10 protein-coding genes are annotated in these 12,829 nt (G+C 30.4%); 8 read left to right on the top strand and 2 right to left on the bottom strand.

Going from position 1 to position 12,829, the window contains the following annotated elements:
* The first annotated feature begins 317 nt into the window (after positions 1-317).
* Complete coding sequence (locus ACWJKP_RS18605; protein ID WP_165412546.1) at positions 318-1,535, top strand: IS256 family transposase; 1,218 nt, start codon at positions 318-320, stop codon at positions 1,533-1,535.
* Between the two features lie 353 nt (positions 1,536-1,888).
* On the opposite strand, the gene ACWJKP_RS18600 is transcribed toward ACWJKP_RS18605, so the two are convergent.
* The gene (locus ACWJKP_RS18600) at positions 1,889-2,971 is read right to left on the bottom strand and encodes a 3D domain-containing protein (protein ID WP_165412545.1); all 1,083 of its coding nucleotides are present in this window, start codon (positions 2,969-2,971) and stop codon (positions 1,889-1,891) included.
* A 120-nt stretch (positions 2,972-3,091) separates the two neighbouring features.
* Complete coding sequence (locus ACWJKP_RS18595; protein ID WP_165412544.1) at positions 3,092-3,352, bottom strand: DUF1002 domain-containing protein; 261 nt, start codon at positions 3,350-3,352, stop codon at positions 3,092-3,094.
* Positions 3,353-3,754: 402 nt separating this feature from the next.
* Between ACWJKP_RS18595 and ACWJKP_RS18590 the strand changes: the two genes are divergently transcribed.
* From ACWJKP_RS18590 to ACWJKP_RS18560, 7 genes are all read left to right on the top strand, one after another.
* Positions 3,755-4,429, top strand: coding sequence for a response regulator transcription factor (locus tag ACWJKP_RS18590; protein WP_165413557.1), 675 nt, complete (start codon positions 3,755-3,757; stop codon positions 4,427-4,429).
* A gap of 1 nt (position 4,430) precedes the next feature.
* Positions 4,431-5,447, top strand: coding sequence for a sensor histidine kinase (locus tag ACWJKP_RS18585; RefSeq protein WP_165413558.1), 1,017 nt, complete (start codon positions 4,431-4,433; stop codon positions 5,445-5,447).
* Between the two features lie 160 nt (positions 5,448-5,607).
* Positions 5,608-6,375 (top strand): ABC transporter ATP-binding protein, encoded by a 768-nt coding sequence (locus tag ACWJKP_RS18580; RefSeq protein ID WP_165413559.1) that lies wholly within the window; start codon positions 5,608-5,610, stop codon positions 6,373-6,375.
* Positions 6,368-8,350, top strand: coding sequence for an FtsX-like permease family protein (locus tag ACWJKP_RS18575; protein ID WP_165413560.1), 1,983 nt, complete (start codon positions 6,368-6,370; stop codon positions 8,348-8,350). The genes ACWJKP_RS18580 and ACWJKP_RS18575 overlap by 8 nt, the downstream gene beginning before the upstream one ends.
* 427 nt (positions 8,351-8,777) lie before the next feature.
* Positions 8,778-9,671 carry a metallophosphoesterase gene (locus ACWJKP_RS18570; protein ID WP_165413561.1) on the top strand — a complete coding sequence of 298 codons (894 nt, stop codon included), beginning with the start codon at positions 8,778-8,780 and terminating at the stop codon, positions 9,669-9,671.
* Positions 9,672-9,767: 96 nt separating this feature from the next.
* A complete protein-coding gene (locus ACWJKP_RS18565; protein ID WP_165413562.1) occupies positions 9,768-10,640 on the top strand; it encodes a DUF1002 domain-containing protein in 873 nt (290 codons plus the stop codon).
* A 223-nt stretch (positions 10,641-10,863) separates the two neighbouring features.
* Positions 10,864-12,825, top strand: a complete 1,962-nt coding sequence (locus tag ACWJKP_RS18560; RefSeq protein WP_165413563.1) for a serine hydrolase domain-containing protein — start codon at positions 10,864-10,866, stop codon at positions 12,823-12,825.
* Positions 12,826-12,829 lie beyond the last annotated feature (4 nt).

Below are 12,829 nucleotides of genomic sequence, written 5' to 3'. Positions count from 1 at the left end.
TTGAAGCGATTGTTGTCGTAAGCGAGCCGAAAAAGTCAACATTTAGTCGTTCATATGCGTAGAAAACAGAATAATTTTCTCAAGGGTTTTCTTATGCATTAACGCATTGTAAAGGTAGAATGAGAGACTTCAATAACATACCTTAAAATTAAAAAAGCACACCCCTATTGAATATAGGAATGTGGATTAGAAATAACTTGTTTTTTAGAGTAATGTCGGGCCTGTAAATAATTTTGTGTAAACAGAATAAAAAGTACTCTTTCTTGGCAATAATTGAGATAAGCTAATTATCAAAGATTGCAAGGAGGAGTATTTTTATGTCAAACATTTCGAAAGATATTTTAAGGGATTATATCAACGAGCAAAAGTTTACAAGTCCAAATGAGGTTTTAACTGCTATGAAAAGTATGTTTAGAGACATTCTTCAGGAGACATTAGAAGCAGAAATGGATTCGCAACTTGGATATGATAAGTATGATATATCCGAAAAACGAACTCCTAACAGTAGAAATGGTTATTCTAAAAAAACTGTAAAATCTGAGTTGGGAGCAGTAGATCTTAATATACCTCGTGATAGAAATGGTGAATTTGAGCCTAAAATATTACCTAAGTATCAAAGGAATATAACTGGTATCGAAGATAAAATAATGGCTCTCTATGCAGCTGGAATGACTACAAGAGACATATCAGAGCAAGTGAAAAATCTATATGAGGTTGAGATATCTGCTGAAATGGTTTCGAACATAACAAACAGAATTATGCCTGTAGTTACAGAGTGGCAAAATAGACCACTTGAAAAAACGTACTCTTTTATTTTTATGGATGCAATTCACTACAAAGTACGCGACGACAAGCATATCATAATCAAGGCAGCCTACGTTGTTTTAGGTGTAAATATGGATGGCGAAAAAGAAGTGCTTGGTATTTGGATAGGAGCAAATGAAAGCAGTAAGTTCTGGCTTTCAGTGCTTAATGACCTTAGAAACAGAGGCCTTAAGAACGTTTTGGTGTTCTGTGTCGATGGATTAAGTGGCTTCAAGGAAGCAATAGGCGCGGTATATCCTTTTGCAAAGATACAACGATGCATAATTCATCAATTAAGAGCAAGTATGAAATATATACCACATAAAGACAAGAAGGCATTTGCTAAAGATTTGAAAGCTGTTTATGGATCAGTAAATGAAGATCTTGCACTAGAAAATTTAAATTTTGCTAAAGAAAAATGGGGTAGTAAATATCCAAATGCAATAAAAAGTTGGGAAGATAATTGGGATAATCTCATAACTTTCTTTGTATTTCCAGATTATATTCGTAGAATTATATATACCACAAATGCTATAGAGAGTCTTAACAGTCAATTTAGAAAAGTTACGAAGACAAAGATTATATTCCCGAACGATGATAGTCTTATGAAGATGCTATATTTGGCAACTGAAAAGGTAAGTAAGAAATGGACTAGAGTATATGCAAATTGGGACCTTGTTATTAGCCAGCTCAATATACTATTTAGTGAGGTCTTAAATGAAGGAGCGTAGCTTTGGGACTCCGTCCCCCAAACCCCTAAGAGTTATAGCTTGAATTTTCCCGTTAAGCAAGCAAAACGAACCACCCAGAGGCAGTCCGTTCATGTATGATTCACCAATAACGACTCAAATCACTTTTCAATACTGCCCTAACCTAATATTTAGAGGGTATATTAATAACTAAAAATGGAAATGATATACTGAAAAGTAATTACAAAGTAACAACATTTATCAACTATATTAACATTTTTTCATAATTAAATAATTCAATTATTTTGCTTAAAGAAAGAGAATACACAAAATAATTTACACCCTCGTAATGTCCAATTAAGTGGACTCAGTTCAAACAATTTACACTCTCTTTATTAGTCATTTATTATACGTATGTTTACATTTCTTCGGCCCCAATTAAGTGCTTCAGCTTCTGTATTTAAAAACACATCGATGATATTACCTTTAATAGCGGAACCGGTATCTGATGCAATAGCATATCCGTAGCCTTCTATATAAACTTTAGAGCCCATTGGTATAACCGTAGGGTCCACAGCTATAGTGCTGTATCCATTTGGATCTCTGTTTGTTCTAGAACCTGATGCTGTAAAACCATCCGTTGAATATGCGGTCGATTCTACAGTGAAGTAGTTAGTTGATTTTGATACATCACTAGGGATATCAGCAGCTTTAGGCGTTGAACTTTTACTAGAATCTAAGTGTCTAGATACAGTAATGGAATTGATTGCTGCTGCTTTTTTTATTCTTTTTTCAGCTTCTAATTCTTTTATCTGTTTTGCTGCTGCTAATTCTTTTATTCTTGCATCAGCTAATTCTTTTGCATTTTTGTCAGCAATTAATTTAGTTTCTTTTTTAGTTGCGTTGCTAATAAGCACCTTGTGTTCTTTTATGTCTTTACTTAATTTTGTTAGAATAATTTCATTATTTGCTTTTAGCGCTGATAATTTATCATTTTCATTATTTAAAGTGTCTTTATGTTTTATTATAGAATTTCTTTGTTTTTCTATTTTAGCAATGAGATTTTTATCATGCTCTATTATCCTTTCAAGTGTATCTACTCTTGATATAACATCACTAAAACTAGTTGAATCTAGAATTACCTTAAGATAACTATCTGCACCATTTATATAGATAGCTCTTGCTCTTTTTTCAAACAAGTCTTCTTGATCGATAGCGTTTTTTTCTACAATTTCTAATTTAGTTTGTGTTTTTCTTATATCTTGAGCGATGTCATTCATTTTAGCTTTGTTAACGTCAATTTTATTTAATACTTTATCAATTTCAATGTCGAAATTATTTGCTTTTATCTGTAAAGCTTTTTTGCTGCTTTGAACTTGTTCTAATTCAGATGTTTCATTAGTATTTGGCGCAGCAAAAGTATTGACATTGATAGTTATTGTTAGCATCATAACAACAGATATTATTATTTTTTTCATTCATGAACCTCCTTAAAATGGCTATAAATATTAATAATATTTTTTATTATATTATAATATTGTAAAGAATTATATTGAAAAGGGTATATTTTTTATTTATACCAACCATGCTCATCTCATTTATGATTTTAAACCATCTGCTACTCCTTTGAAGAAATCTACAATGGAAGTACACACACTTGAGAACCAACTTTTAGTCTTATCACTAGCTAATGCATTTTTCATTGTACTAGCTACACCCTCAAGCCGTCCTTTTACTTTGCTATAATCCAAGTTTAATTTATTTACATTTGTCATTAATCCAACAATACCACTAACATCATCTTTAGACAAGTTGTAATTGTAATTATTTGTTATCGTCTTTACTATTTTCGAATCCATTTAGCATGTCTTCTTTCTGTTGATTCGTTAAATCGTACCCTATAGTAGCACTCTTATATGAATCAGCATATACGTTGTTTATGGGTGTTACAAACAAACTTGCTGTTAACATTAAACCAAAGACTAATTTCTTATTCAGTTAACAAGACATCCATATTCCACATTATTTTACTGTTATGACTTAGATATATTATAACGTAAATTATGCTAATTTGCTAAATGAATTTTTCTTCTATTGAATTGTATGAAATATAGATACCCAGTAGTTTAGATTTAAACCCGAATAAGCCAATTATATATTTGTGAAAAATTACATCTGATAATTTGGAAAAACTTGACTGAAATACATATGACATTTAGTATAGTAAATACATGGATAAATAATGGCAAGGGGTGATGAATATGTATAAAATATTAATTGTAGAAGATGACCCAACTATATCAAGTATATTAAAGAATCAATTGTGCAAATGGGGTTATGAGGCAGGAGTTATTTCTGATTTTAATAATGTTATAGATGAATTTATAAAATATGATCCGCAGTTGGTGATTTTGGATATTACCTTGCCTTTTTATAATGGCTTTCACTGGTGCGTGGAAATTAGGAAAATATCAAGGATTCCAATAATTTTTGCGTCTTCTGCCAGTGATAATATGAATTTGATCATGGCTATTAATATGGGAGCTGATGATTTTATTGCTAAGCCGTTTGATCTAAATGTAATAGTTGCAAAGATACAGGCCTTACTCAGGAGGACATATTCTTTTCAAGGACAAGTAAGCATTTTAGAAAGTGATGGAGCTGTTCTTAATTTAGGAGAGCTGACTCTTACCTATAAGAATCATAAGCTGGATTTAAGTAAAAATGAGTTCAAGATATTACAGATTCTTTTAGAAAACAAAAACAATGTCGTTTCCCGTGATGATATTATGAGGAAGCTGTGGGAAAGTGATAGTTTTATTGATGATAATACTTTAACGGTTAATGTTACCAGGTTTCGAAAAAGGCTAGAGGATATAGGGCTTAAGGATTTTATTAGGACAAAAAAAGGCATAGGATATATAGTGGGTGATTAAGATGAAAAAAAATTATTTTTGGACTATCGCAATTTCCTATTGCAAGGATAAAATAAAAACAGTTATTAAATTTTTAATTTTTATAATGATATTTTTCAGTGTATATTTTTTATATCATCTGACCTTAGAGCCTATTTTATATGCAACCTTACTATCAGCTACATTAGCTTTTTTATTTAGTCTTCGTGATTTTAGAGTGTATTATGATAAGCATATTATTCTTCAAGATATTCACAGTGGGATACAATTTGAACTGGATAAGCTACCAAAGGCTAAGACATTAATAGAAGAAGATTACCAGAATATTATTACAACTATATATAAGGAAAAATCAGAAGTATTATATAACACTGACAATAAATTAAGTGAGATGGTTGATTATTATACAATGTGGGCACATCAAATAAAGACCCCTATTGCTGCTTTTTCTATGATTATTCAGTCTATGCAGACAGGTACAGAAAAAAAACTTATGGAGCAGGAGCTATTTAAAATTGAACAATATGTAGAGATGGTGTTGCATTATATAAGGCTAGAGAATTTGTCCTCTGACTTAAAATTAGAGCTATATTCACTACATAACATTATTCGTCAAACCGTGAAGAAATATGCGGCTACTTTCATATATAAGAAGATTTCACTAAATTTGAAGGAGTTTGATTGCAAGGTAATAACTGATGAAAAATGGATTACCTTTGTGCTAGAACAAATTTTATCTAATGCGTTAAAGTATACAAAAAGTGGCAGCATTTCGATTTATATAGAGGGGGATTTAGAGAAAACCTTAATAATTGAGGATACTGGCATAGGAATAGCCTCTGAAGATATTCCAAGAGTTTTTGAAAGAGGGTTTACAGGATATAATGGCAGAATGGACAAGAAATCAACAGGAATAGGATTATATTTATGTAAGGAAATTATTACGAGACTGTCCCATAAAATATCTATGACCTCAGAAGTAGGAAAAGGAACAAAGGTAGCTATTGATTTTTATACAGATAAAATAAATATAGACTAGCCTTACATAGAGGTAAGGACTAACCTTACAGAGATGTAAGGTTAAAGAAGGAAGTGTAAGCTTAAGTTAAGGCAAAACATTCCTTTTTTTTGTATAATTAATTTGTAAGTTAGGAAATAACATAAATCAATTTCCGAAAGTAAAAATTGGAGGGGTCAACATGGTATTAGTAGAAGTTAAAAATTTAAAGAAAATATATTCAACAAGATTTGGGGGTAATAAGGTTCAAGCCTTAGATGATGTTTCATTTTCAGTAGAAGCTGGTGAATATATAGCTATTATGGGGGAATCAGGATCAGGTAAAACTACATTGCTTAATATATTGGCATCACTTGATAAACCTACAAGTGGAGAAGTTTTATTAGAAGGGAAAAATATTGTTAACATAAAGGAAAGTGAAATATCTGCCTTCCGTAGAAATCATTTAGGTTATGTGTTTCAAGATTTTAATTTACTTGATACCTTCTCTATAAAGGATAATATATTCCTGCCACTTGTGTTATCAGGAAAAGACTATAAAGAAATGGATAGCAGACTACAACCAATTGTAAATAAGCTAGGAATCAAAGATATATTAGAAAAATATCCTTATGAAGTATCAGGAGGACAAAAGCAAAGGGCAGCAATAACCAGAGCTATTATTACAAATCCAAAGTTAGTTCTTGCAGATGAGCCAACGGGTTCATTAGATTCAAAGTCCGCAGGTGAGATTCTGAAATTATTCTCAAATATAAATAAATCTGGTCAAACTATTGTTATGGTTACACATAGTACAATAGCTGCAAGCCATGCTAGTCGTGTGCTTTTTATAAAGGACGGAAAGCTCTTTAATCAAATTTATCGTGGAGCTATGAGTAATGATGAAATGTATCAAAAGATTTCAAATACACTAACCCTGTTAACTACAGGAGGTAGTGAAAATGAATAGTTCCTTTTATTTCAAATTTGCTAAGACTAATTTAAAGAAAAATAGCAAAACTTATTTGCCCTATATATTAGCTTGTATAAGTGCAATTATCATGTTTTACACCATGGATTGTATAGTATTAAATGAAGGATTAGATAAGATTAAAGGTGCAGATGCATTAAAAATGATTCTGAAATTTGCAGTTAAAGTCATTGGCCTATTTTCTATAGTATTTCTATTTTATACTAATAGTTTCTTAATAAAGAGAAGAAAAAAGGAAATAGGGCTTTATAATGTGCTTGGAATGGAAAAAAAGCATATTGCCAAGGTTCTTTCTATTGAAACCTTAATAGTAGCTGCTATTAGCTTAGTTTTAGGTGTTTTGGGTGGAATTGTAGTTGGAAAATTAATATTTTTAATATTAATAAATTTAATGAAACTGGATATTACTATTTCATCTTCATTTTCAATATCAGTGCCAGCAATAATACAAACCATAGAATTATTTAGTATGATTTTTGCAGTTATTTTAATAGGAAATCTTCTACAAGTTAAGATTACCAATCCGATTGAATTACTAAAAGGTGGGCAAAAGGGGGAAAAAGAGCCAAAGACATCTTGGATATTAGCTATTTCTGGTGTTATTGAATTAGCTGTTGGGTATGGCCTTGCTATGTATATAGAATCACCATTAAAAGCATTTACTACATTTTTTATAGCAGTAATTTTAGTTATTGCTGGAACCTATAGTACTTTTATAGCTGGAAGTATAGCGTTTTTGAAGATATTAAAGAAAAATAAGAAGTTTTTCTACAAAACAAAGAATTTTGTTTCAGTATCTGGAATGATTTATCGTATGAAGCAAAATGCTGTAGGTCTGGCTAATATTTGCATTTTAAGTACAGCGGTATTACTAACAATATCAACAACTGTTGCTTTATATGCTGGACAAGAAAGCAGCTTAAAAATTGCTTATCCATTAGATGTATCAATATCTATAGGAAATAGAGCAGCAAAAGAAAATGACAAAGTAGCAAATATGATAAAAGAAGAAGCTGCTAAGAGTCATGTAACACTAAAAAACCAAGTAGAATTTGACGATAAAGAATTAATAACATTACAAGATAAAAATTCATTCAAAATTGCTAAATCAGATGTATCGGCTATGAGTGATGTAAAAAGTATACATCTTTGTACCTTAGAAGATTATAACAAAATGGAAGGTAAAGCTGTAGCTTTAAAAGATAATGAAGTACTCATCTTTTCAGTTGGGAAGGAATTTAGTTATGATTCTATTGTTATAAGTGGTAAAAAGTTTAAAGTGAAAGACCATCTTAATAAAATAAAGATAGCGAATAAAAATAAAAATAACATGATAGATGAATATAGAATTATAGTTAAGGATATGAATACATTAAAGGATACCTCTGAAGAAGAAAATGCCAATGAATTTGTAAATGCTACTCATCGTATTGCATTTGATATTGATGGTAATAAAGAGGATACTATAAAATTCTGTGATTCATTAAAAAGCCATATAAATGCCATGAAAGACAGTGATTTTAAAAGCATTTATACAACTAGAGAAGATTTTTATATACTTAATGGTGGATTCATATTTATTGGATGTTTTTTAGGACTATTATTTACAATGGGAACAGTTTTAATAATTTACTATAAGCAAATGTCTGAAGGGTATGATGATAGAGAAAGATTTAAAATCATGCAAAAGGTAGGTATGAGCAAGAAAGAGGTTAAAAACACTATAAACAAGCAAATACTTATGGTGTTTTTCCTTCCACTAGCAGTAGCAGTAATGCACATTGTCGTTGCTTTCAACGTTGTATCTAAACTATTATCTTTGTTTGGTCTATTTAGTACCAGTACATTAATACTTGCAATAGCTGGCACAGTTGTAATCTTTGCAGTGTTATACACTGTAGTTTATGGACTTACAGCAAAGACTTATTATAAAATTGTTCAGCAAGAAAATTAGATAGTAAATGGGATACATTAAATTGGAGGAGCTAAATCTAACTTTACTTGCTCTAATAATTGCTATTATGTAAATAATAGTGGATTTCGCTCACTATGCTTCGCCTCCACCAGTAAAATCCACAACTAATTAATTAGTTGTGGATTTTATTATGTTTTAAGTTAATTGAATTTGAATGATGATAGCATAAAAGATAATCTAGAGCCTTTTTATCAGAAATTTTCAACAACATTTTAGCTCCGCAGGAGATGATTTAATTGATATCTATATTGATCCTATCATGATAAGATTAAAAGCTATTTTAATTAAGTGTATCTTGATAAGAGCTAAATCCCTGTCTTTTGTACGAGCCTCTAAGTGTTCTTTATGAGTAAACATTGTAATATATTTAAATATAAAGAGAATCTGGTGGTTTAGAGGGGGAAAAATGAATACATTAAAACATTTATCTAAAGTTTTTGAGTCAGCGGAGGAAATTATTTTTGACGATTCCTCCAAGATTGTTTTAATGAGTGATTGCCATAGAGGAGATGGGAACTGGTCAGATGATTTTTCAAAGAATCAAAATATCTATTTTGCGGCCTTAACTCATTACTATGACGAGCATTATACTTATATAGAGATTGGTGATGGAGATGAACTTTGGGAGAACAAAAGACTTTCTGACATTAAGAGGGTACATAGCGATGTTTTCTGGTTGCTATCTAAATTTTATAATGAACATAGGCTCAATTTTATTTTTGGAAACCACGATATAGTAAAAAGAAATAATAAATTTGTAAAAAATAATTTATACAAATATTTTGATGAGCTCAAGAAAAGGTATATTCCTTTATTCGATAATATTAGGCTCCATGAGGGGATAGTCTTGAGGCATAAAGTTACTAATGACAAAATCTTTCTAATACATGGACATCAAGTGGATTGTCTAAATGATAAAATATGGAGATTAACCAGATTTTTAGTTAGGTATTTATGGAGACCTTTTAACTTCTTTGGAGTAAATGATCCAACTAGAACAGCACAGAATTATCATAAAAAACAAGCAGTAGAAAAAAAGCTTATTGAATGGGTAATAAAAGAAAAACAGATGATGGTCGCAGGACACACACATAGGCCTATGTTTCCTGACGTAGGTGAGCCTCCATACTTCAATGATGGAAGCTGTGTTCATCCTCGATGCATAACAGCAATGGAAATTGACTTTGGCAATATCAAACTTGTAAAATGGTATGTTAACACAAAGGAGGATGGAACTTTGTTCGTAGACAAGGTAGTACTTGCAGGACCAAGGAAATTAAAGGATTACTTTAATACTTAATAGTAAAAAAAACCATTTACCAAATTAATATAATTTGGGTTATAATATATCTAAGTCATAGCAGTAAAATAATGCGGAATAAGGAGGTCTTGTTAAATGAATAAGAAATTAGTCTTTGGTTTAATGTTAACAGCAAGTTTGTTTATAACACCTATAAACAATGTATATGCTGATTCATATAAGAGTGTTACTATAGGGTATGATTTGACGAATCAACAGAAAGAGGACATGCTAAAGTATTTTGATGTAGATAGGAATAGTGCGAGTGTTGTTGAAGTTACAGCTAGTGAGGAGAAGAAATATCTAGGAGGTACAGTATCTAGAGCTCAATTAGGTAATAAGGCGATATCATGTTCTTATATTGAGCCAACAACTACTGGTGGTTTAGTAGTGAATACAAATAATGTAACTTGGGTAAATGCTAGTATGATAAAGAATGCCCTAATTACAGCAGAAATTGAGAATGCTAATGTTAAAGTTTCTGCACCATTCGCTGTATCAGGTACGGCAGCTATGACGGGCATACTAAAGGGATTCGAAAATAGTAAAGACGGTAAGAAATTAGATGAAAGTACAAAGAAAACAGCTAATGAAGAGGTCGCAGTTACAGGCAAACTAGGTGAAAAAATTGGACAAGATAAAGCTGCGGGATTAATCAATGAAGTAAAGAGTGAAGTTATAAAAGATAAGCCTAAGAATGAGGAAGGTATAACAAAAATAGTAAATAATGTAACAAATAATTATAATTACAATCTGTCTAAAGATGATGTTAGTGGTATTGTTGGATTAATGACAAATGTAAATAAATTAAACTTGGATTACAGCAAAGTAAAAGGGCAGCTTGAGGGTGTAGCTAGTACAATGAAAAATACATTAGAGAGTGATAAGGCTAAAAGTTGGTTCTCAGGCGTATGTGATTCTATTGGAAATTTCTTCAAAGGAGTATCAGATGGTTTAAAAGGTGAATGAGATGAGAATGAGATGTCTTCTGTACCTAAGGAAGGCATCTTTATATAGTGGATTTCATACATTATGCTTGCCTCCACCAGTAAAATCCTGAACAGAGATGTTCAGGATTTTTTTATGCCTTAATTTAAAACGTAAACGTTATTTTTTCGTAAGAAAAAAGTTAAAATTAGAAATTTATTTTGATGTAAAATTTAACTAAAGAATAGTTAAGGAGTTGGAATTTGTGAATATGAAAGCAAAAAGATTTATGACAATATTATTAAGTGTTATGTTAATAAGCTTAGGTATACATAGTAATGGTTTTGGAAAGGAAATAGAGAAGAAAAAGGAAGTCAATAAGAAACATTTAGCGGTGAATAACAGTCAGAATTTACAGCGATTCACAGATGATTTTTTTAAGAAAAATATGGAGAAGTATTCAATCCCAGGAGCAGCTATAGCGATTGTTAAGGATGGCAAAGAAGTGTTTAAAAAGGGATATGGATATAGTAATATTGCAGGAAAGATATCAGTAGATCCAGATAAAACTGTTTTCCCAGCAGCATCAGTAAGCAAAATGTTTACTGCAACAGCTATTATGCAACTGTATGAAGAGGGGAAAATAGATCTTAATGAAAATATTGATAATTATATAAAACCGTATAAGGTTATTAATAATTATAAGGAACCAGTAACTTGTGGTAATTTATTAACGCATTCTAGTGGAGTTGATGAAGCTAGTGAGCTTAATGTTGGTACGAGAGATGAAAAGTCAATAAAATCACAGGAGTATTATTTTGATAACCATACTCCGAGGGTAGTAAGAGAGCCTAATACTGTTAGTAGATATTCTAATCAAGGTTATAACCTTCTAGGGTATGGTATAGAAAAGGTAGCTGGTATTAGTTATGAGGAATATATAAAGAAAAACATATTAGAACCTTTAAAAATGGATAATAGCTTAGTTAGATTAAAAAATAATAATACAGTTAAGTGTTATGGGTATAGAGGAATAGGCGGAGATTATAATGAAAGTCCTTTAGATTATCAATATACTTCCGGATCTTCAGGAATAAATACAACAGTTAAAGATATGGAAAACTTTATGATAGCTCACTTAAATAATGGAGAGTTTCAAGGAAATAAAATTTTAAATGAAAAAACATCAACAATAATGAAGAATAAACAATTTTCAAATAATAATAGTTTGCCTGGAATGGGATATGGATTCATAAGAAGCAATAGAAATGGACAAGAAATATTAAAACATGAAGGTGCATTAATTGCAGGTAGTACTACTACATTATTTTTAATGCCAAAGGAAGGTTTAGGGATATATATTGCAACTAATTCATTAAATCCACTTCCATTTAACTTTGAAGAAGAGTTTTTAAATGAATTTTATCCTACCACTAATAATAAGTTTAATGAAATAAAGAAAAATCCATCTAAGGATTTTAGTAAATATGAAGGAACATATAGAAGCTATGATGGAATAGCAAAAAGTAATATTATGAAGATTTTTAGTTTAATGATGCGTGATATGAATATGAAAATTAAAGATAACAAAGATGGTACATTAACACTTAATGAATATACGTCTGCTAAAGAGGAAATCAATACAACTCTTGTTGAAAAGGAAGATGGAGTATTTGCAAGGGAAGATGGACGAGGAGATTTTGAATTTAAAATAAATGATAGTGGTAAAGTAACTTATGCATTTAATGATGTAAGCCATAATTCCTTTGAAAAGATAAGTTTTTTTGATGAAGCAAATTTTAATATATCTATATTTGCTATAGCTATGATTATGTTCATTATTAATATAATTGGAACAATAGTTTTGTTTATAAAAAGGAAGTTTAAACAAACAGGGTGCAAAAGTTGTAGGGGCATAAAATTAATTAGAACAGCAAACTTAGTTATTAGTACATTTAATGTAGTTGGAATGCTTGGTGCAACTGTAATGGCAATGACTATGATTAGTACTAATGATTTTACCTTTGCATGGTTACTTTATACCTTTTTAGGGTTTTTAATAGTAGGAGCGGTTTTAAGTATTTGTGGATTAATTATTTTAATATATAATTGGGTTAAAAAGAGATGGAGAAAAGCAGAAAAAATTTATTTTACAATCATAACTATAGCTAATTTTATTTTTATATGGTTTATATATTACTTTAATTTTTTAGGATTTAAAATATAAACCT

The sequence above is a fragment of the Clostridium sp. CM037 genome (assembly GCF_055081095.1).
The sequence above is the reverse complement of the archived record's forward strand: the minus strand, read 5'-3'. Positions and strand labels throughout refer to the sequence as shown.